Origin of the sequence: Exiguobacterium sp. s50 (assembly GCF_018618175.1) — a bacterium.
Lineage (GTDB): Bacteria > Bacillota > Bacilli > Exiguobacteriales > Exiguobacteriaceae > Exiguobacterium > Exiguobacterium chiriqhucha.
Window position 1 is genome coordinate 141,641 of sequence record NZ_JACSLP010000003.1, and the last position, 20,080, is coordinate 161,720.

Annotated in this window: 21 protein-coding genes and 1 other annotated feature (1 of these 22 only partly in view); of the genes, 3 read left to right on the top strand and 18 right to left on the bottom strand. The window is 54.6% G+C overall.

Features of this window, described 5'->3' with window-relative positions:
• Positions 1 to 7 (bottom strand) — a sequence feature (ribosomal protein L21 leader region); it reaches 65 nt to the left of the window's first position.
• A gap of 55 nt (positions 8 to 62) precedes the next feature.
• From KNP68_RS05235 to KNP68_RS05320, 18 genes are all read right to left on the bottom strand, one after another.
• A complete protein-coding gene (locus KNP68_RS05235) occupies positions 63 to 1,388 on the bottom strand; it encodes a ribonuclease E/G (RefSeq protein ID WP_214798970.1) in 1,326 nt (441 codons plus the stop codon).
• Positions 1,389 to 1,430: 42 nt separating this feature from the next.
• On the bottom strand, positions 1,431 to 2,288 hold the full coding sequence (minD, locus tag KNP68_RS05240; protein WP_021066881.1) for a septum site-determining protein MinD: 858 nt from the start codon (positions 2,286 to 2,288) through the stop codon (positions 1,431 to 1,433).
• A gap of 5 nt (positions 2,289 to 2,293) precedes the next feature.
• The gene (locus tag KNP68_RS05245) at positions 2,294 to 2,962 is read right to left on the bottom strand and encodes a septum site-determining protein MinC (RefSeq protein WP_021066880.1); all 669 of its coding nucleotides are present in this window, start codon (positions 2,960 to 2,962) and stop codon (positions 2,294 to 2,296) included.
• A gap of 5 nt (positions 2,963 to 2,967) precedes the next feature.
• Positions 2,968 to 3,462 (bottom strand): rod shape-determining protein MreD, encoded by a 495-nt coding sequence (gene mreD / locus KNP68_RS05250; protein WP_052013683.1) that lies wholly within the window; start codon positions 3,460 to 3,462, stop codon positions 2,968 to 2,970.
• A gap of 1 nt (position 3,463) precedes the next feature.
• Positions 3,464 to 4,354 (bottom strand): rod shape-determining protein MreC, encoded by an 891-nt coding sequence (gene mreC / locus KNP68_RS05255; RefSeq protein ID WP_214713915.1) that lies wholly within the window; start codon positions 4,352 to 4,354, stop codon positions 3,464 to 3,466.
• A 13-nt stretch (positions 4,355 to 4,367) separates the two neighbouring features.
• Positions 4,368 to 5,405, bottom strand: coding sequence for a rod shape-determining protein (locus tag KNP68_RS05260; RefSeq protein ID WP_021066877.1), 1,038 nt, complete (start codon positions 5,403 to 5,405; stop codon positions 4,368 to 4,370).
• Positions 5,406 to 5,609: 204 nt separating this feature from the next.
• Complete coding sequence (locus KNP68_RS05265) at positions 5,610 to 6,446, bottom strand: DUF2785 domain-containing protein (RefSeq protein ID WP_214798972.1); 837 nt, start codon at positions 6,444 to 6,446, stop codon at positions 5,610 to 5,612.
• 186 nt (positions 6,447 to 6,632) lie between these two features.
• Positions 6,633 to 7,256 (bottom strand): RadC family protein, encoded by a 624-nt coding sequence (radC, locus tag KNP68_RS05270; protein WP_235420135.1) that lies wholly within the window; start codon positions 7,254 to 7,256, stop codon positions 6,633 to 6,635.
• A 29-nt stretch (positions 7,257 to 7,285) separates the two neighbouring features.
• Positions 7,286 to 7,873: a Maf family protein gene (locus KNP68_RS05275; protein WP_251130757.1), complete on the bottom strand. Its 588-nt coding sequence runs from the start codon at positions 7,871 to 7,873 to the stop codon at positions 7,286 to 7,288.
• 138 nt (positions 7,874 to 8,011) lie between these two features.
• On the bottom strand, positions 8,012 to 8,719 hold the full coding sequence (locus KNP68_RS05280) for a hypothetical protein (RefSeq protein ID WP_058763221.1): 708 nt from the start codon (positions 8,717 to 8,719) through the stop codon (positions 8,012 to 8,014).
• Positions 8,716 to 10,359, bottom strand: coding sequence for a pilus assembly protein PilM (gene pilM, locus KNP68_RS05285; RefSeq protein WP_214798974.1), 1,644 nt, complete (start codon positions 10,357 to 10,359; stop codon positions 8,716 to 8,718). The genes KNP68_RS05280 and pilM overlap by 4 nt, the downstream gene beginning before the upstream one ends.
• A 12-nt stretch (positions 10,360 to 10,371) precedes the next feature.
• On the bottom strand, positions 10,372 to 11,124 hold the full coding sequence (locus KNP68_RS05290) for a prepilin peptidase (protein ID WP_214798976.1): 753 nt from the start codon (positions 11,122 to 11,124) through the stop codon (positions 10,372 to 10,374).
• An 88-nt stretch (positions 11,125 to 11,212) separates the two neighbouring features.
• Positions 11,213 to 11,695 carry a prepilin-type N-terminal cleavage/methylation domain-containing protein gene (locus KNP68_RS05295; RefSeq protein ID WP_214798977.1) on the bottom strand — a complete coding sequence of 161 codons (483 nt, stop codon included), beginning with the start codon at positions 11,693 to 11,695 and terminating at the stop codon, positions 11,213 to 11,215.
• A 141-nt stretch (positions 11,696 to 11,836) separates the two neighbouring features.
• Entirely contained in the window at positions 11,837 to 13,054 is a 1,218-nt protein-coding gene (locus KNP68_RS05300; protein ID WP_029595836.1) for a type II secretion system F family protein, read from the bottom strand.
• Between the two features lie 4 nt (positions 13,055 to 13,058).
• The gene (locus tag KNP68_RS05305) at positions 13,059 to 14,093 is read right to left on the bottom strand and encodes a type IV pilus twitching motility protein PilT (RefSeq protein ID WP_021066866.1); all 1,035 of its coding nucleotides are present in this window, start codon (positions 14,091 to 14,093) and stop codon (positions 13,059 to 13,061) included.
• A 4-nt stretch (positions 14,094 to 14,097) separates the two neighbouring features.
• Positions 14,098 to 15,747: a GspE/PulE family protein gene (locus tag KNP68_RS05310; protein WP_242678896.1), complete on the bottom strand. Its 1,650-nt coding sequence runs from the start codon at positions 15,745 to 15,747 to the stop codon at positions 14,098 to 14,100.
• A 10-nt stretch (positions 15,748 to 15,757) separates the two neighbouring features.
• Entirely contained in the window at positions 15,758 to 16,039 is a 282-nt protein-coding gene (locus tag KNP68_RS05315) for a hypothetical protein (protein WP_021066864.1), read from the bottom strand.
• Entirely contained in the window at positions 16,036 to 17,262 is a 1,227-nt protein-coding gene (locus KNP68_RS05320; protein ID WP_131471086.1) for a G5 domain-containing protein, read from the bottom strand. The genes KNP68_RS05315 and KNP68_RS05320 overlap by 4 nt, the downstream gene beginning before the upstream one ends.
• 163 nt (positions 17,263 to 17,425) lie before the next feature.
• On the opposite strand from KNP68_RS05320, the gene KNP68_RS05325 reads away from it, so the two are divergent.
• From KNP68_RS05325 to KNP68_RS05335, 3 genes are read left to right on the top strand one after another with little or no spacing between them, the layout of a single operon-like run.
• Positions 17,426 to 17,875 (top strand): prepilin-type N-terminal cleavage/methylation domain-containing protein, encoded by a 450-nt coding sequence (locus KNP68_RS05325; protein ID WP_131471085.1) that lies wholly within the window; start codon positions 17,426 to 17,428, stop codon positions 17,873 to 17,875.
• Positions 17,823 to 18,386: a PilW family protein gene (locus tag KNP68_RS05330; protein WP_131471084.1), complete on the top strand. Its 564-nt coding sequence runs from the start codon at positions 17,823 to 17,825 to the stop codon at positions 18,384 to 18,386. Before KNP68_RS05325 ends, KNP68_RS05330 begins: the two co-directional genes overlap by 53 nt.
• A gap of 14 nt (positions 18,387 to 18,400) precedes the next feature.
• A complete protein-coding gene (locus KNP68_RS05335) occupies positions 18,401 to 20,062 on the top strand; it encodes a hypothetical protein (RefSeq protein ID WP_131471083.1) in 1,662 nt (553 codons plus the stop codon).
• Positions 20,063 to 20,080 lie beyond the last annotated feature (18 nt).

Sequence of the window (20,080 nt, forward strand, 5' to 3'; positions counted from 1 at the left end):
GCCATTTGGGTGCTTCCAAACGAACTAACGTTATAGATAATACCACTCTCGTTCAATCGTTGTCAATGACGAGATACGAAATTCTGACATTCCTCGAGTGTCCCATAGAACGCCACATCCGGTTCTCCGTCGACGAGCAAGACCGTGCAGTCAAAACCGTCCCACGACGCGTCATGCCACTTGCTCGGGAGTGTCACGACGACACCCTCGGCTTGAGGCGCGAGCTCCATCAGCGTCCGCTCCAGCTGCGAGAAGACGGCAAGCTTCGACGGGTTACCGTTATAGGTCATCCGGTCTTGCATCGAACGTCCGGTTCGTTCTCGCGACAGTTCGAACAAGCCCATGCGCGTGAAGCCGTACACTTCGACACGGCGAGGATCGCGGGCACCGAGCTCTTTCATCTTCTTCAAGAGCCGGGCCTGTCCATCCTTTGACCCCCTCAAGAAGTCGATGACGACCATACCGCCAATATTGCGTAACCGGAGCTGTTCCATGACGGCGTAGAGCGCGGCCTCGTTAATCGTGTCGGCGGCGCGACCCTTGTCTTTGACGGCGACGTTCTTGCCGCTGTTGACATCGATGACGGTCATCGTCTCGACTTGTTCAATCAAGACGTACGAACCGCCTTCGAGCCAGACGACACGCTGGCCGAGCTTCTCGATTGCCCCGTCGAGCCGGACCGCTTCTTTCATCCGGCCTTTGCCGATGTGACGTTCGACGTTGACCTCGAGCCGCGTCAACCGGTCCTGCGCTTCCTTGTCATTCAACACGACCGATTCGACCGCATGGCGTCGCACGAACTGTTCGCACAACAGCTCATCCTGTCCCCCGCGTGCCGTGATGACGTCCTTGGCACGCGTCCGGAGCAAGTCGAGCTCTTCTTGAAGGTCTTCAGGGCTTGCCTGCCCCGACTCGGTCCGGAACAACACCCCTTCTGCCTCTTCGAGGTCGAACACTTTCGATAACCGGTCCTGGGTGACGAAATCGAGCTTGCGGCTATACAACTGGCGCCGACCATAAGGGAAGTAGACGATATGTCGTCCGCCGAAGCGGATGTTCTCCGTCACTTTATGGTGTTTGCCGTTGATGCCTTCTTTCGTCACTTGGACGAGTCGCTTCTCACCGACGACGGCCGCCTGACCGATGGCTGGCACGTCCGGATACGCCTCGAGCGCTTTTAGCGTCTCGGCAATTGGCAAGAAGAGCGTCGTCTCGCCGGTCGTCAAAAACGCGGCGCCGAGCGACGGATGAATCCGTTCGATCGCGGCCTCGAGAATCGTCCCGATCGACAGTTGGTCGATGAAGCGTTCCTCGACTTCGAGCAGACGCTCCCCGTCGACGAGCATGGCCCGTTCGATGGACGGGGTCCGTTCATAGATCAATCGCATATGCGTCTCTCCTTTCGACACAAAAAGGCAACTTTCGTTGCCTTAGGCTTTTTTCATTCCAAATTTCATCATGAGTCGTGTCCAGAAGCCGACCGGTTTTTGTTCGGTCTGAATCGACATGAGCGGCACCGACTCCCCAAGAATCCGGCGCGTGATGTTGCGGTACGCTTGTCCGGCGTTGTTATCCGGGTTCATCGTGACAGGTACCCCGCGGTTCGCGGCGGCGATGACTTCTTCATCGTCAACGACGACGCCAAGCAGGTCGATCGACAAGATGCGCATGATGTCATCGATGTCGAGCATGTCCCCTGATTCCACAAGGTGGTTCTTGACGCGGTTGACGATCAATTTCGGCGCAGCGACATGTTCCGCTTGCTCGAGCATCCCGATGATGCGGTCCGCGTCCTGAACGGCGGCCTTCTCAGGCGTCGTCACGACGACGGCCTCATCGGCGCCGGCGATAGCGTTCATGAAGCCTTGCTCGATGCCGGCCGGGCAATCGATCAACACGAAATCATATTCTGTCTTCAACTGGTCGATGATTTCTTTCACTTGCTCCGGTTGGACCGATGTCTTGTCTTTCGACTGGGCCGCAGGCAAGAGATACATCTCTTCGAACCGCTTGTCACGGACGAGCGCCTGATGCAATTTGCATTGGCCGTTGATGACGTCGACGAGGTTATAGATGCTGCGGTTGTCGAGTCCTAAGATGATGTCGAGGTTACGAAGACCGATATCCGTATCGACGAGACAGACCGAGTGACCAGACAATGCGAGGCCGGTCCCGAGGTTCGCGGTCGTGGTCGTCTTCCCGACGCCACCTTTCCCCGACGTCACGACGATGGACCGACCTTTCTTCACTTCTTTCGCTGTATGTACAGGCTCTACTACTTGCTCCATCAAACTCACCCTCTCTGTAATTCCATTGCATATGCGTCTTTCAGCCCAGTCATGACTTGACGGAGACGCGTCATTTCAATACCTTGATTCGTCTGATATGCGCATCCCATCTCGATCTCCGGAAGCTCTTCGCCGTCGTCCGACGCGAGCACGTGTTCACCGATCGCTAAAAACTTCGGATGGAGTAGACTGGCGGTGATGACCGCTTCCTCCCATCCTTCGACACCGGCACGCACATTTCCTCGTATCGTCCCTAAACAATAGATACTTCCCGTCGCCCGAACCTCGGACCCAGGGTTGATGTCTCCGATAATGAGCACCGAGCCATCGAAATCGAGCACTTGTCCGCTTCGAATCGTCCCGCTATGGTAGTGGAACGTCTTTTTGCCGTAGGTCGCTTTCGCTTCTTCGGTCAACATGACCTCGCTCGATAGCTCCTCGATATAAAAAACGCCATGACGAGCGACGACTTCACGAATTTGACGTGACAGCTCCTCGTCTAAATAACGAGTACCCGCGTGCAATTTGAGTGCAATCTTCCCAGAGGGCGGCTCCATTTCTTGTAACGTGGCCTCAAGCTCTCCGAGCACCTCATCGATGCCACTCCGTGGATTGAAGTGGATTGCAATACCGTTGCGATGTCCTTTTATCGTAATATGTCGTTTACGCTCCATCATGGCTACCCTCTTTTCGCTACAGGTCGCGGCGCCACGTATCGTGTCATCGGCACGTATAACAATGCGATGGCGACAGCGTTGGCGACGAGCGTCCCTGGAATCTGTTCAACTAATAGTGTTTGAATGGTCATGGTTGTCCCACCGACCGCCGTCATGACGCTAAAGATCCCGAAGGAAAACACGAGAATCATGAACGTGAACGTGATGACGACCGAGAAGAAGTTCTCACCTATATATTTTAACACGAAGCTGACTAAGAGAGGAATGAGTGAAAAAGTAAATAAGTAAATTCCGAGCAAGTCGGTATAGACGATGTCATACAACAGTCCAAAGACGAGTCCGAATCCGAACGCCGCCTCGAAGCGACCATACAAACCGACGTACATCAAGCCGATCAGTGTCAAATACAAGAACGGCGTCACATAGTGCCATGAGAAGATGGCGGCCCATGTCCCTTCAATAAGAAAGAGGAGGAACAGGGCGATGAACACTTTCATGTTACTCACCCGCTTCTCCTCCTTCCTCGGGACCCGTCAAGAACGGTTCGTCGAGCGTTCGATTGATGACGAACATTTGCGAGAACTCATTGAAGTCCGCTTCTGGTTTGATGCGGGCGACTTGAGATACGCCATATTCATCCGTCTCGATCGACTCGACCGTTCCGATGACAAGACCGGCCGGATAACGGCCACCGAGACCTGACGTCGACACGATCTCGCCTTCTTTCAACTTGACGCTGTTCGAGACCTTCGTGAAGAAGAGCTCGTTCGTCTCGCTGTCGAAGCCGTCAATTGTCCCGTACGTCGCTTTGCCGTCCTCGTCCTTGACGACGGCCGAGACATTGTTCGTCCGGTTGTTGTCCGAGAGGAGTTGCACTTGCGACGTGTAGGCGCTCGTTTGAATGACGCGACCGACCATACCGCCGGCGGCCGTGACGGCCATGCCTTTCTCGACACCGCGCTCTTCCCCGACGTTGATCGTCACATAGCGCTGCCAGTCGTTCGGCGTGCGCCCGATCACTTCGGCGGGAATCAAATCGAAGTCACGGAGCGATGTATCGGCCGCCTCGACCATTTGCCGCAATTCTTCGTTCTCACGGCGCAGGTCATCGGCTTCGACCGACACTTCCGCGTATTTCGTCAAGTGTTGTTTCAATTGACGGTTCTCTTCATAAATATCGCGTACGTTCGAAATCGAGGACACGGTACTGTCCATCCAGCCGATCGGCACCGTGAACACCCGTTGGAACGTTCCGACCACATCACGCGTGACGTCTTGGTACCAAGCGGATTCCGACCGTCCTCGAATCGAAACCCCTAAAATCACTACGAATAAGATGATACCGATCAGCGTGATGATGAGCTTTTTATTCCGTACGAACCGGCTCATCGTGTGTCACCACTCATCGACGCGACGAGATGCCTGATTTTGAACGGAGGACGTCCATCATTTCAAGAGATTTTCCTGTCCCGATGGCGACGCAATCGAGCGGCTCATCCGCGACGAGTGTCGGGATGTGTGTCTCATCTGAGATCACGTCATCCAAGTTTTTAAGGAGTGCTCCACCGCCTGTGAGGACGATGCCGCGGTCCATGACGTCAGCCGCAAGTTCCGGTGGCGTCTGCTCGAGCGTTTGTTTCACGCCAGCAAGGATCGCTTCGACCGTATCCGAGAGTGCTTCACACACTTCAGCAGCCGAGACTTCGATTTGTTTCGGAAGACCTGTCACGAGATCGCGACCACGGATTTCCATTTTCTCATTTTCGTTCGAAGCGTCGATGCGAGCCGAACCGACTTCCATCTTGAGCGTCTCTGACGTCCGCTCCCCGATCATGAGGTTGTATTTGTTTTTGATGTAACGAATAATGGCGTCATCCATTTCGTCACCGCCGACACGAATCGATTGGCTCGTCACGATGCCGCCGAGTGAAATCACTGCGACTTCGGTCGTACCGCCACCGATATCCACGACCATCGAGCCTGTCGGTTCCCAAACTGGGAGACCGGCACCGATTGCTGCCGCGAACGGTTCTTCGATTGTGTACGCTTCACGCGCGCCTGCTTGCTTGGCTGCGTCTTCCACGGCACGTTTTTCAACTGACGTGATGCCGCTTGGCACACAAATCATGACGTTCGTCTTCGATGAGAACAAACCGCTCTTCGACTTCTGCGCTTGCTCCATGAAGTATTTGATCATCGTCGCTGTCGTTTCGAAATCGGCGATAACCCCATCTTTCATCGGACGGCGTGCCGTGACGTTACCCGGCGTACGTCCAATCATATCCTTGGCCTGGTTACCCACGGCCTCAATTCTACCTGTATCTGTACGGAACGCCACTACCGACGGTTCACGAACAACGATGCCTTGACCTTTTACATAAACGAGCGTATTTGCCGTTCCAAGGTCGATTCCGATTTCTCGGTTAAAACTACGAAACATACGTGCTGCTCCTCTCTTGGTTACACTATTTTTTATTATAACGGAAAAATCATGTTTGAAAACGTTCATTCGATTACAGGTTATTTACAATAACGTTCATCTCAGTCCTGTCTCACCGTATATTAGTGTGCCTTCTTTTCGACAAAAACGCAAATCAAAAAGCAAGCGCGTGAAAGCGCCTGCTTGGATTCTCTCTCGCAATCGTCACATATTTTTCAAGGTGAGCAGCACTGCCGTTTGAAGCACAGGTCGCTCCGTCTCATGCAGTTTGACAAAAAAGCTTTTCAAAAACGTTTTCACGTTATGCACGACGTGCCAATAGTGTTCGGGCTCGAGTTGCTGTTTTTGTGCGCTCAATCGGGCAGGCAAGTCTTCTAACAGAACGATGAGCTCGTGTTCGTCCATCCCGCGCTGCAATAAGGCAAAGATAGGATTCAACAACCGTTCATCCTCGTCATGCATATATACGGTCGGCATCATCACCTTGTTCCATAGCGCCTCGAGCATCTCACCGAATTCCGTCTCATCGAGGTGCGGATGCAGGACGAGCTCATCGAAGGCATCGGCCACGTGGGCGATCGAATGGGCCCAGCCTTTCCCAGGCACATAGCCTCTCGTGTCGATTTCACAATCGAGATAGGCCAGGAGCTTCGCCTTCAACATGTCGAGATCCGCTTCCGATAAAAATCCTCGTTGCCGGTCCTGATACACGATCAAGGCGATCAACAGCGTCGAGAACGCCCGCGTGAAGACGGTGTCCGATGCCGTCTCCCCGATTCCGTGGAACAAATGATATTTGAGCGTCGTGTGGAGCATATCCGTCAATTGTTCGTTCGTCAGGTGATCGTCTTCGATGATGAAGCGATAAAACAGCGTGTAAATCAACTGGTCCCGAAGCTCTGCATCCGTCGAGCCGATGTGATGGAGCATGGATTGGATGACCCGCTCCTCATCTAATTCCTGTAAACGAACCGTCCCGTCCTTGATATCTGTCAAAATCACTTTCAAATCAAGCTCGCTATAAATAGTCTCTTCATTCATGTCTGATCACATTCCCTCTTCGTCGGTCGCATGTAAACGTCTACTCTCGGTGTTCGACGACCGGTTGAACGATTCCTGTTACGGACCAACAACATCTAAAATATGGCTACGATGAAGACGGCGACTGAGCGTCAGGAAGTATGAAGTCTGAACAAAAAAGCAGACGCATATGCGCCTGCCCACTGTTCACCCGTTCATATATCCACGTTGCTTCATACTGACGTAATGGTCCTCCCCGATGATGACGTGGTCAAGACAAGCGATGCCGACGATATGACCAGCCTCAACAAGACGCTCCGACACTTCGATGTCTTCCCGGCTCGGGGTCGCGTCCCCGCTCGGATGGTTATGGACGGCGATGAAACAAGCAGCCGACAGCTTGAGCGCCTCGCGGAACACGTCGCGCGGATGGACAATCGACGAATTGAGCCCACCGACGAACAGCGTCTTCCGGGCGATGAGCTGGTTCTTCGTGTTCAAATACAGGCAAATGAAATGTTCCTGATTCAACAGCCGGAGTTCATCACGGAGCAGTTCATAGGCGTCCTGCGGCGAACGGATTGTCGGCGTCTCCACTTTCGGTTCCTCGACGTAACGGAGACCGATCGCAAACGCCGCGAGCAACTGCTCGGCTTTCTTCTTCGTCATGCCCTCGATTTGACAGAGGTCGCTCACAGACGCCTGCGACAGCGCCCGGAGCGTCGGATATACGTCGGACAGCCGTCGGGCCGTCTCGTGCGGGTCGCCACCCCTGCCCCCGATTTGGAGCAGCCGGGCGATCGCGGATTCAACACTTCGGTCGAGCACCATGGTCATTCCTTCACCAACTTTCGCTTCATTCACAGAAAGCGCGGCGATACCCCGTGTCGTTCGAGCGTCTCGACGAGTGGACGAATCGGCAGACCGACGACGTTATAAAAGTCTCCTTCGAGCCGTTCGACGAACAGACCGCCCGATCCTTGGATGCCGTAAGCGCCGGCTTTATCGTACGGCTCCGTCGAATCGAGGTAGCCGTCGAGCCACGCGTCCGGGATGTCGATGAACGTGACGTGCGTCGTCGTGACGAACAAGTCCTGCCGCTCGGGCCCGATGATGCTGACGCCGGTGAGCACTTCATGCGTCGCTCCCGAAAGCCGTTGTAGCATGGCTCGCGCATCGTCCCGGTCTTTCGGTTTCTCTAAAATCGTCCCGTCTAAGACGACGACCGTATCCGAGCCGATGACGATGGCGTCACGGTTGTCGCGGGCGACGTCCATCGCTTTCTCGCGGGCGAGGCGTCCGACGTACTCGTCCGGATGTTCCCGTCCGTTCGTCCCTTCGATGACGTTCGAGGGGATGACTTCATGCGTGATGCCGGCCTGGGTCAACAGCTCGGTCCGCCGCGGCGACATCGAGGCAAGGATGACACGTTTCTGTGTTGGTTTCATTGTAACGACTCCTTCCATATGTGCGTAACGGGCTTCTTTTCCGTATCACACTTCACTGTAGATTGTAGGCAAACGGGCACGCGAATACAATCAGAGACCTCTCAAAAAAACGCCCCTTCTTTTCGAAGGGACGTGCGGTCACGGTGTCGTATAGTCGTACACCGGGATGTCTTTCGGTGTGAACGTCTGGGCCGGTACGTACCGGTCTTCGACGAGTTGATCGAGGTCCGGGCGATAGAACGCATCGAGTTCGACCGTGAAGTCGAGCGGCTCAGCCGTCTCGGTCGTGTTCGGTCCCGTCTCCGTAGGTCCAGTGAATTGGACCGTGCGCAAGATGTGAATCCGGTTCATCGATTCGACCGACTCAAGGAACAGGACGAGCGACTCGTACGTGTCCGCTTGGAGCGACACCGTCGAGCGGACCGATGAGGCGTTGACCGGCGTGATTTCAACCGGTTCGGCCGGTTCAGCCGTCGCACTCACATCGTTCGGTTCCGGCTCGTCGATGTCTTCTGGTACTTCCGATTCAGCGATGATGCCGTCGGCGAAAGCGATGCTCGTCACGCGAACGTCAGACAGTTGGCTCGCCTGGGACAGCGTCTCGACGACCGTGTCGAGGGCTGCTTCGGTCGGGACACGCGTCTGCAGGCGCTGCGAATCGGCGACGTCGACGACTTCGCCTTCTTGGCGCAACAGTTCGAGCTTCGTCTGTTCGAGCGACAGTTCCCGTTCGAGCGACTTGACGTTGCCTTGGTGGATGAAATACTGGTAACCGAAGTAAGAAGGTACGGCGATGGCCGCGAACAAACAGATTGTGAAAATCAAATAAATCGTCGAGCGTTTCATTCGCTCACCACCTCCTCATCGGTCGTCTCTTCCGTCTCGCCGTCCGGTGTCTCACCATCTGGGCTCTCCCCTTCCGGCGTCTCCGGTTCGGCATCGATGAACGTGAAGGTGAACTCGCCGATGTAGCGTGGGAGCGGTTCGTCTGTCGAATCGAGCACGCTCGGCGACAGCGTCGAATCCGTTTCGGTATCCGTCTCTTCCTGTTCCGTCTCCGCTTTCGTCTCGGTCGTCACGCCGAGCAGTTTGACGTTCTCAAACCGCACGTCGTTCAAGAGCGAGCGTTGGAACACGTTCAAATCGGCGAGCGTCTCGAACTGGGTGCGCACGCTCATGAACGAACCGTCGGCGTAGTTATATGTCAACACGTAGCCCGTCGGTGGCAGTTGTTCCGTCAAGGCCCGTAGTGCTGGCACGGCTAACTTCTCTTCGGCCGTGAGCGCCGTCACCGTCTGGTCGAGCGATAGGACTTGCTGCCCCTTCGAGTTCACTTGCTCGGTTTGATAGATGCGGACGAGCTGCAACTGTTCTTCGACCTGGGCCTCGTTCTGTTTTAATTCGTTCACTTCATAGAACAAGTAACCGGTCGCCCCGCCGCCAATCAAGAGCGCGAGCAGGCTCGCGATAATCGGCCACCGGAGTGTCACATCGGTCGAGTTGATGAAGTTGGCGTCGTGCTCTTTGTCAAGCGTCGCCATTCCGAGGAGCGGCAACATCTGGTGCGACAACGGTGTCGCATGAGAGAGCGGGAGCGGGTCGTCGATGCGTTTGACCGGCACCATCGCCTCGCTTTCAATCGTCCGAACAAGGTCGTCAAGGTTCGGGACCGTCCCCGAGACGAGCAACTCGTCAATCGGACGTCCGTCCGTCCGGAGCGAGTAGCGATAGAAGTCGAGGAAGCGTGCGAGTTCGTTCAACCACTCGTCCGTTTGCGTCGCGAGCGTCTCCTTCGAGCCGCTATATGTATACGTGATGATTCCGTCCGTCGTCTCGGCGCGGTACGGGAGGTCCGTCTCGATGGCCCGGATAAACCGGACTTGCCCTTCCTCAAGAACGAGCAACTGGTGCGCGAACGGTGTCACGTGCCAGAGGAGCGTCGATTTGAGCGGGTCGAGTGTCTCGAGTCGGCTCACGCCGTTCGCGATGGCGACCGGGCGTGGAACGATTTTCTTCAATTGGAATCCTCGTTTTTTCATGTAAGCACGGATGGCTTTCGTCAAATCGACCGAGACGGCGTGGAGCATGACCTCGGTCTTCGTCTCCGTCTCGCCGAGCACCTCGTAGTCGAAGGCGACGTCGTCGAACGGCAAGATGATCGAGCTGCCGATTTCCATGAACAGATAGCCGCGAATCTCATCTTTCGGGATCGTCGATGGAATCTCGACTTTACGGGACAATACCTCGGTCTCGGCCATATCGACGGCACAGACCATCCCTTTTCGTACTTTCAGTTTACGGCAAAGTTCATCGAAGGCGAGACCGAATGCGTTCTCGTCTTCAATCCGTCCCCCCACGTAGGCGCCTTTCGCCAATTGCACGGACGCGCTACGCTTGAACACGCCTTGTTTAATCACGGCCCCGTGGATGCTGAGCGCATCGAACGAGAAATACGCGACCGTTCCTTTCTTTATAGACCGGCTCATGCTGGTTTCCCCCTACATCAAATCAAAATACCAATCAAAGAAGCGTTCGCTGAACCAAAACGTCAGCATCGTGCCGAGTGCGATCGACGGCACGAACGGAATCGGCTGTTTGCGATCCATCCGTTTCAAGCCGATGAGCGTCACTCCGACGATCGCGCCAATCAAGCTCGATAAAAAGAGTGCGACGAGGACGTCGCGCGGCCCGAGGACGAGCCCGATTACTGTAAATAGTTTGACATCGCCGGCCCCAAGTCCCCCCTTGGAGACGAAAAAAACGGTGGCGAGGACAGCGAAACCGAGTGCGGCCCCGGCAATAGGGCTCCACCAGACCACACCCGCGCTATAGGCGAGCAATAGGAGGACCGGTGCCGTGAACATGAGAATCACGTTCGGGACGAGCATCGTCGACAAATCCGACATCGCCAAGGTGAGGAGCGTCGATAAGAAGACGAACGCTAGGAGCGTCGTGAGGCTGAAGCCATACAGCCAGAAGCTATAGGCGTAACCGACCGCTCCGAGCAGTTCAAAGAGCGGGTACGTCGGCGCGATCCGCCCGCCACAGCCGCGGCATTTCCCGCGCAGGAACACGTATCCGAAGACCGGAATCAGTTCCCAAGCGGATAAGACGTGTCCACATGACGGACAGTGCGAGCGCGGTGTGACGATGGACTGTTTACGTGGCACGCGGAGCCCGACGACGTTCGTGAATGACGTGATGACGGCCCCGAGGACGAGGCTATAAATGAGTCCAATGAGTTCAACCAATCAAGGTCACTTCCTTACTTGTAAGTATATGCCAAAAACAGAAAACCGGCTAGGCTGAGCGAGTGCCCAGCGCCAGCCGGAGATTTTATCATAAGCTATCTTTAGTAATAGATGAACTATCAGCATTGGATAATGCATATTCACTCTTGTCACTAGTAAGTGTCACTTCATAAGTGTATTTACCACTAGTGCCAGGTTTTACTGTGACTTTAGCTGTTGGATATGACGGTGTAGCAGTTTCTCCTGCATTTGTGTCAAAAGGATCTTTCAATTTATCGATGTAAGAATCCATCGGTACTTCACCGTCTGCAGCACTGTTGAAATTTAATACAGTATCTGAAGTTACCGGATTTGACGCCGTATACAACTTCGCAGCACTAACCATCTGTTTCGCATCGGCAACCATTGCGTCCTTCTTCGAGTTCTCAATAATTCCACCGATTGCGACAACAGCGATGGCTGCGATAATCCCCAAAATAACGACGACGACGAGCAACTCGACGAGTGTGAGTCCGCGCTCATCTTTCAATTGTTTGGCATCTTGCCAAATCATTTTCATTTTCTCTAACATGATTCATTCTCCCCTTTTGTGTGTTTTGCTGTGATGTAAGCTAGATTCATTACCTTTGACCTAATACTAGTAGAACAATTTTACTATACATTCAAAATTTAGGATTGAAAAGATACAAATCTGCAAATAAATAAAAAGTTTCTACTGATTTTGGATATCGCCATAAATTTGGAACATCGGGACGACAATCGCGATGACGATGACGCCGACGATGCTCGCCAAGACGACAATCAACAGCGGCTCGATAATCGATTTCAGGCGATCCGTCGTCGTCTCGACCTCGGTCTCATAAAACTCCGCTACCTCGTTCAACATCGAGTCCAAATCCCCGCTCTCCTCGCCTACCGCAATCATTTGCGTCATGAGCGGCGGGAAGCTATCGTTCCGTTCGAGCGGTTCATGGAGCGGGATCCCTTGCGCCATCATCTTACGTGCTTGAGCAAGACCTTTACGAATGACACGGTTCGAGACGATCTTTTCGGTGATCTCGATTGCCGATAAAATCGGGACCGCCGCTTGAAGCAAGACGGCCAAACTTCGCGTCAATAACGCGATTTGCGATTTTAGGACAATGGGCCCGAAAATCGGCATCTTCAACAACAATCCATCGATCACATACCGTTCCTTATCGCGCTTCAACATCCATGTGAATACGAGCAGGGCGAGAAGTGCCCCCCCGAAGATGAGCCACCAATAGGCGGCGACGAAATCGGAGACGGCGACGACGATACGCGTGATGAGCGGGAGTTCCCCGCCGAGCTGTCCGAAGATGCTCGCGAACGTCGGGACGACGTTGACCATGAGGAACGCGACAACGCCGATGGCGACGATCGACACGACGAGCGGATACGTCAACGCCGAGATGACTTTCCGTTTGACGTCATATTGTTTTTGGAGCTGGAGCCCGATTTGGTCGAGCGCCTCCTCCAAGTTCCCGCTCGCCTCACCTGCGAGTGCCATCGAGCTGAAGAAGTTCGAGAATACGCGCGGATGTTTCTTAATCGCTTCCGAGAAGGCAATCCCTTCGCGTAAATCGTCCTCGACTTGACTGAGCGTCTTCTTCAACACTTTCGACTCGGTCTGGACGCGCAAGATGGAAGTCGCCCGAACGATTGGCACGCCGGCCCGGATGAGCGTCGCGAACTGGCGCACGTACATAATCAAATGTTCAATCTTGACCCGCTCCGGGAGCAGGTTCACTTCTTTATTCAATCCCGTCGACTCGAGTTCAGCGAGCTCGGTGACGAGAATCGATTCTTGGCGCAGCTTTTCTTTCGCCTCCCGGAGCGAGACGGCGGTGACCCGCCCTTTCTTACGCTTCCCGTTCAGCAGTTTACCTTCGTATTGGAAGATGGCCATTCAGTCACCTCTCTTCATTTGGTACGGCGTTCGGGTTGATGACGCCTTGACGGACGAGCTGTTCGATCGCCATGTCCATCGTCTGCATCCCGTTCTGCCGGTTCGTCTGGATGACGGTCGGGAGTTGGAACTCCTTCTCGTTCCGAATCAAGTTGGCGACGGCCGGATTGCCAATCATAATCTCCATCGCGGCGACACGACCTTTCGGCACGTCGACGCGCGGGAACAAGCGCTGACTGACGACACCGAGCAGGACGTTGGCGAGCTGGGTCCGAATCTGGTCCTGTTGCTCGGCCGGGAACGCGTCGATGACACGGCTGACAGTCGACATCGCGCTCGACGTGTGGAGCGTCGCCATGACGAGGTGGCCCGTCTCGGCAGCCGTCATCGCCGTCGAAATCGTTTCGAGGTCACGCATCTCTCCGAGCAAGATGACGTCCGGGTCTTGCCTGAGCGCGGCCCGAAGACCGTCGACGAACTTCATGACGTCGGAGCCAATCTCACGCTGGTCGACGATGCTCTGATCGTGCGAATGCAAATACTCAATCGGATCTTCGAGCGTGATGATACGTTTGCGCTGCGTGCGGTTAATCTCATGAATCATCGCGGCGAGCGTCGTCGACTTCCCCGACCCGGTCGGACCCGTAACAAGGATGAGCCCGTATGGCTTCTCAATCAACCGCTTTAACACTTGCGGCAAATCGAGCTCGTTCATCGTCGGGATTTCCCCGGAAATGGACCGGAACGCGATGGCGACCGTGCCCCGTTGGTAATAGGCGTTGACACGAAACCGCGATACGCGCGGCACTCCGAACGAGAAGTCGAGATCGCGCTGCATCTCCAGCCGGCCCCGCATTTCTTCGGTCATAATCTCTTTCAAATAGCTCTCGATATGGAGCGGCAACACTTTCTCGTCACCCATCGTGATGAGACTGCCGTCGACCCGGATGATCGGCGGCGAGCCGGCGGTCAAATGGATGTCCGAGGCGCGTTGTTCGACCGCTTTCGTTAAAATCACTTCAATCGACTGATGGATCATAGGCTCACTCCGTTATCACTGTTCTCAATATCTCTTCGGTGTTCGTCAGCCCGAGTGCGACTTTCTCGAGTCCATCGGCGAGGAGGAAGCGGACGCCTTGTGCTTTCGCATAGGCGACCATCTCGGCCTCCGTCGCTTGGTTCATAATCAATCGGCGCAATCCTTCGTCAATCGGCACGACCTCATGGATGGCGAGCCGGCCGCGGTACCCCGTGAAGTTACATGACGCGCATCCGTTGCCGCGCATGATTCGTTCGACAGGGACGCCTTCAGCCGCAAACAGTTCCTGTTCCCGTTTCGAGACGGGCTGTTCGTGGCCACAGTCCCGACAGACGCGACGGACGAGCCGCTGGGCGACAAGTCCGGACGTCGAGGCGGCGACAAGGAACGGTTCGACCCCCATGTCGATCAAGCGAGTGATCGAGCTGATGGCCGAATTCGTATGTAACGTCGATAACACCAAGTGACCGGTCAATGATGCCCGGATGGCAATCTCGGCAGTCTCGGTGTCACGGATTTCCCCGACCATGACGATGTTCGGGTCTTGTCGCAAAATCGAACGGAGACCCGACGCGAACGTCAAGCCGACCTTGGCGTTGACTTGGACTTGGTTGATGCCGTCGAGCTGATACTCGACCGGGTCCTCGACCGTGATGATGTTCTTCGATTCATCGTTCAATTCGCGCAGCGACGCATAGAGCGTCGACGACTTCCCTGAACCGGTCGGCCCAGTGATGAGGATAATCCCGTTCGGCCGTTTCAGCATGTCGCGGTACACCACCTCGTTCTCGTCGCCGAAGTCGAGTTTCGTCAAATCGGTCAACCCTTCCGATGAATCGAGCACCCGGATGACGATTTTCTCGCCATACATCGTCGGGAGCGTCGAGACGCGGAAGTCGTAAGGGCGGCCCCGAAGCGTATATTTGATGCGTCCGTCCTGCGGCAAGCGGCTCTCGGTGATGTCTAGGTTACTCATGACCTTGAGGCGCGTCAACATGACACTTTGAATCTTTTTCGGATAGATGGCTTCGGTTCGTAAATCACCGTCGACTCGAAGACGCACGTGCAACTGTTTCTCGTGCGGGTCGAAGTGGATATCTGAGGCTCGTTGGTCGATGGCGCTCAAGAAGAGCTGATTGACGAGACGGATGACCGGTGCGTCATCTCGCGACGCCGTCTCTTCGCGATCGAGTTCCGGCGCTTCTTCTTTTAAAATCTCGATGAGTGACGCGTCCATCTCGTAATAGCGGCCAATCGTCTTGCGAATCTGTTCGCGCGTAGCAATCCCGACCTCGATGTTCATCCCGGTCTGAAGCCGGACGTCATCGATGGCGATCAAATCAAGCGGGTCCGCCGTCGCGATGAACAGGGTGTTCCCTTGTAGCGAAATCGGCATGATGTCATGTTTTTGGGCGATGACTTTCGGGACGAGTTTCGTCACGGTCACGTTGATATCTTCTGAATATAATGAAATGACCGGCACGTTCAACTGTTCGTGCAACACTTGAATCAATTGCGTCTCGGTCAAATAGTTTAATCGCATGAGCGCGTCCCCGAGCTTTTCCCCAGTCCGCTTTTGTGCGAGCGCTTCGTCGAGCTGGCCTTGCGTGATGATACCCGCCTCGACGAGCATCTCGCCGAGCCGTTTTTTCATTCTTCTCAACTTACTTCACCATCCTCTGTGGTACCTCCTGTGCGACGTCTCGCTGTTCGATGAACGCACTGAGTGCCGCACCGCCGGCCAAACCGAGGGCGAGGAGGACCCACGCCCACCACGTCCGCTCGAGCCCTTCGACGTACAGGCTATAGACGCCGAGCGATAGCACGGCGACGAGCAATACGATGACCCCTTTCGTCTCGCGTTTCCGAATGTACGGAATCGACAAGGCGAACACGGTCAATGTGGCGAGTACCCAAAAGGCGATCAAAATTAAATATCCGATCATCCGACTGCCCCCTCACTTGGTACCGGATCTGTGTCATGAACCGGTGGCTGTTCTTCAAACTGATTCAATCCGTCATCTTCTACATCGTCATCGAACGGGTCATCTTCCAGTGTTTCATCTGGGAAAGTTGGGATGACCGGTTCGACAGGCTCTGGAGGTGGGAGCGGGACGGAACTTTTCGTCACAATCTCCGGAATCGGCTCGTAAAAATCGAATCCGAGCAGTTCAAGCGACTCGCCCGTATCCGTGATGCGGACACGGTATAGCTTGCCTGACTCACCGGTCTGTCCGGACTGGGTCACAGACGAACTACCAGCTGTAAGCGATGGCGAGAAGCGGACGATGTTTTGGTACGGGACGCTCGTCACGTCTTCGACGCGCGACTCGTACGCTCCAACGAATACTTTACCGAGCAATTGGACCGTCATCGCGTTCCCTTCTTCGAGTACGATGAGCGCGTACGGTGTCTGTTCCGTGTTCTGGACAGCAAAGTTCGAGCGTTCGTCGATTTTGACGTCATAACCGAGCTCGATGCCGGTCGGGAGCGTCTCATGTTGCACACGTTCAAGGATTTGGAACGGTGTCGCCGCAAACAACTGATACATCGATGACCCGAGCGTGCTGAGCGCGTCAAAATCTTCCCCGAACGCTTTCAAGCTGAAGATGTCCCCGGCTTCCATCTCGAAGCCGTTCATCCGTTCGAGTGCCGAGCGCATCGCTGGTGTCGGACTGACGGTGATCGAGGCGACGACTTCGCTCTCCGTCGCCGTCATCTCGAGGACCACATCTGAGTTCAAGTTCGATGCCGCTTCGACGAGCGGTGGTGTCACCATCGATAGCGTCACCGGTTGATTCTCTAAGTAAGGCGTCAACCGCTCTTCGTCGACCGTCGTGACGAGCGGATATGTACCCGGTTCAGAAGCCGTCTTGAGCGTCGCATCGACGTTGAATGAGACGACGTCCTTGCCGACTTCGAGGGCCGTCCCATCAACGAGCGTCACCGTGAACGGCGTGTTGTTGAAGTCTTTGATGGCGTTATCGAGCCGGACGACCGCCTCTTCCTTCGTCATCCCCGACACATCGATGCCGGCCACGGTCGTCTCTTTATATGTAGCACTCGTCTTCGCCGAGGCGTCGAGATAGTTCACGAGCCCGATCGTCGGCAATGACACGAGCAGGACAAGTCCCGCCAGGATGAACAAATGCATCCCATATCGCTTCATTCCATTTCCCCCTCTATTTCAAGTCAAATGAGACTTTTGAATTACTATCCGTTCCCACTGTAACTTTAGTATAATATGCATTGTACAGAAAATAACAATTATTTCAGGTTAAAAGTCTCTTTTTTCCTATCTTTAAATGAATTTTGAAAAGGAGGTCAATGCGTTGAACCGTTCCGAACAAGGTTTCACGCTCGTCGAAGTACTCGTCTCGATCGTCGTCGTCTCGATCCTGGCATTATCGCTCATGAATATCTTCTCCCAAAGCTTGCGAATCACCTCCTCGGATCTTGACCGGACCGTGGCGAACCAAGTCGCCCAAAACACGCTCAATACATTGAAGCGCCGGGCAGCCGAGACACGGGACCCGATCGATATCGCGGCGCTCCAACAGACACCGGCCAACGTCTGCGATTTATGTGACGTCACGATCAACGGGCGCGCCTTCGATGTGACCATCCTCTCTCCGGGCAATGAGCCGGCCGCTGACCTCGTCAACGTCGAGATTACCGTCGCCTCGGAGACGTTGCTCCAACCGATTACGTTGAAAGGAGTGGTGACGAATGCGACGCTTCAAGATAAATTCCCTGAGACGGACGTTCCGGAGCTTCCGTGACCGTGAGGACGGCGTCACGCTCGTCGAGTTGTTGCTCTCACTCATCATCTCTGCCATCTTCGCCGGCATCATGATCACCGTCTTCTTGTCCGGCTCGCTCGGTTTCCGTCTGACGAACGATACGAGCTCGCTTCGAAGCGAGGCCGACTATTTGATCACGAGTGTCCTCCAAGACATCAACCGGACCGAGTTCGACGCCTTGACCGTCAACGGGGATACATATTCGTTCCACCGTCTCCATACCCCACGCATCTCGACGGAAGGGATCCTGTATCGTCAAGGCGATTATATAGAGGACGCCGTTCTCGAGCTCGACCCGTCGAGCTTTGTGACGAACAATCCTGACGTCATCGTTCAGTCCGTCGACATCGACCTCCGCGACGAAGTGACCGATCCAAGGCGCGGACGTGAGGCATATATCACTTCTGGATTGATTGAAATTCAAGTGACACTCGCCTCTCGTGAAGATACGACGCTCGTTAAAACATTCACGAGCACCATCCCGTTATGAAAAGAGGGAGTCAAATGAAACAAGATGAACGAGGCTACGTCCTCATCCTCGTCCTCGTGACGATGGCGGCACTCGCCGTCCTCTCGCTGGCAGCGATTCAAGTCAACTTGGCCACGAACAAGCAGACGAATCTCCGTGTCGATGAGACGCAACTCGATACCGACGTCAAAGGCGTGCTCGATGTGCTCGTCGCCGACCTCCGAGCGACGTTCCCGCTCCACGATGCGAATGTCGTCCAACCGTATATGGAGAACGAGCAATTGTTCCAGGCGAAAGTCGAGACTGTACTTAAACAGGATACGTTGTATGCAGGGACGCGCCAATCGGGCGATAACGATATCCGCTACTCAATCACCCGCTCGACAGCGGACCAGGCGAACGCCCCGTTCACGACGGTGCTCACGTTGACCGCGACCGGGACGACGAAAGCGAAGCCGGAACAGCCGATGCAAACGAGCTCGTATAGCCAAGAAGTGTATGTGACGGCGCTGCCGTCATTCCTCTATTACGTGCTCGGGTCGGACGACACGTTGACGGTCAATGGTCCACCGAAGATTGAAGGGAACTTGTTTGCGGGGACAAAGCTCGCACTCGAACGCGACGCGAAGTACCAACTGAAAGACCAAATCAACACGCTGAACAATAGCGCCTCGAGCCGGTTTTATCTCGATGGCCGCATTGACCTCGGAAACGGGGCGACGTGCGACGGCTGCGAGACGCCGAACTATTTCACGAATTCGACCACGCCTGGTGTGAACTATGAACCTGAGATTGGTCCGGTTGAGAGTACCTTTTCTCGCTTTAACTTGAATTACTCGGTCATCCAGTTCGCGAACCGACACCGTGCCACTGCCGGTAAATTGCCTTATACCAATTCACCGAAGCAAACGCTGTTTCAATCAACGTTAATCCCGACATCGACGATTTCACCCTTTCTCAAGCAAACTTACGTCGTCGATGGAGAGACAACGCCACGTGAACGGCCGACCGAGTTTATCGATTCCAGCCAGCTCAATTCGGTCCAAACGTTACAACTCGTCAATCTTCCAGTAGGTGTGACAGGTCCGATGGTCATCACCAAGTCGATTACGAACAGCACCGTCCCGCTTCTCTTAAACGGAGATGTCACCATCGACGCATTAGACACCATCACCATTAGCCGCCCACTAATCATTAATGGGGATTTGACGATTCGTGGGAAAGTCGCGTTCAATACGACCGTTTATACATTAGGAGACGCGTTCATTGATCGCGCGGATTTATTGCCGGTCGCTTCTGGTGCGAATGACAGTTCACTCGTCCTGCTCGCCGAAGGAAAAATTTTATTGAATCGAATCAATGAATTCCAGGACAGTTCTTCGACGCTCCAAGCATTTATGTACAGCGCTTCGACTGAACCGACTCGACTCTATTCTGTCGGCTCCATTGTCAACATGAAAGGCGGTCTGTATAGTAAAGGGCCGCTCGAAGTAAACACATTCCGCGGTTCGTTTAAATCATTACCGCAACAGGCGAATAAACAAGCTTATTTCGCTCCTGGGAATGTGATTGCCTCTCCAGACGTCGACGATTCACGTCTCGTCATGGAATATAATGAGGGTGTATTCCGCCAAATCGACACGCTCCCGGTCACAAACCAGCTCCAACTGTTCGTCGGTCAACAATTGAAGAAATGAAAAAGAGGCTGCTCTCAC

Coding starts and splice junctions, on each gene's coding strand:
- minD (WP_021066881.1), bottom strand. CDS start 2,288: ATGGAGCAAGTAGTAGAGCCTGTACATACAGCGAAAGAAGTGAAGAAA.
- mreD (WP_052013683.1), bottom strand. CDS start 3,462: ATGAAAGTGTTCATCGCCCTGTTCCTCCTCTTTCTTATTGAAGGGACA.
- KNP68_RS05305 (WP_021066866.1), bottom strand. CDS start 14,093: ATGATCCATCAGTCGATTGAAGTGATTTTAACGAAAGCGGTCGAACAA.
- KNP68_RS05245 (WP_021066880.1), bottom strand. CDS start 2,962: ATGGAGCGTAAACGACATATTACGATAAAAGGACATCGCAACGGTATT.
- KNP68_RS05335 (WP_131471083.1), top strand. CDS start 18,401: ATGAAACAAGATGAACGAGGCTACGTCCTCATCCTCGTCCTCGTGACG.
- KNP68_RS05260 (WP_021066877.1), bottom strand. CDS start 5,405: ATGTTTCGTAGTTTTAACCGAGAAATCGGAATCGACCTTGGAACGGCA.
- KNP68_RS05320 (WP_131471086.1), bottom strand. CDS start 17,262: ATGAAGCGATATGGGATGCATTTGTTCATCCTGGCGGGACTTGTCCTG.
- KNP68_RS05235 (WP_214798970.1), bottom strand. CDS start 1,388: ATGCGATTGATCTATGAACGGACCCCGTCCATCGAACGGGCCATGCTC.
- mreC (WP_214713915.1), bottom strand. CDS start 4,354: ATGAGCCGGTTCGTACGGAATAAAAAGCTCATCATCACGCTGATCGGT.
- KNP68_RS05330 (WP_131471084.1), top strand. CDS start 17,823: ATGCGACGCTTCAAGATAAATTCCCTGAGACGGACGTTCCGGAGCTTC.
- KNP68_RS05310 (WP_242678896.1), bottom strand. CDS start 15,747: ATGAAAAAACGGCTCGGCGAGATGCTCGTCGAGGCGGGTATCATCACG.
- KNP68_RS05280 (WP_058763221.1), bottom strand. CDS start 8,719: ATGAAACGCTCGACGATTTATTTGATTTTCACAATCTGTTTGTTCGCG.
- KNP68_RS05265 (WP_214798972.1), bottom strand. CDS start 6,446: ATGAATGAAGAGACTATTTATAGCGAGCTTGATTTGAAAGTGATTTTG.
- KNP68_RS05315 (WP_021066864.1), bottom strand. CDS start 16,039: ATGATCGGATATTTAATTTTGATCGCCTTTTGGGTACTCGCCACATTG.
- radC (WP_235420135.1), bottom strand. CDS start 7,256: ATGGTGCTCGACCGAAGTGTTGAATCCGCGATCGCCCGGCTGCTCCAA.
- KNP68_RS05275 (WP_251130757.1), bottom strand. CDS start 7,873: ATGAAACCAACACAGAAACGTGTCATCCTTGCCTCGATGTCGCCGCGG.
- pilM (WP_214798974.1), bottom strand. CDS start 10,359: ATGAGCCGGTCTATAAAGAAAGGAACGGTCGCGTATTTCTCGTTCGAT.
- KNP68_RS05295 (WP_214798977.1), bottom strand. CDS start 11,695: ATGTTAGAGAAAATGAAAATGATTTGGCAAGATGCCAAACAATTGAAA.
- KNP68_RS05300 (WP_029595836.1), bottom strand. CDS start 13,054: ATGGCCATCTTCCAATACGAAGGTAAACTGCTGAACGGGAAGCGTAAG.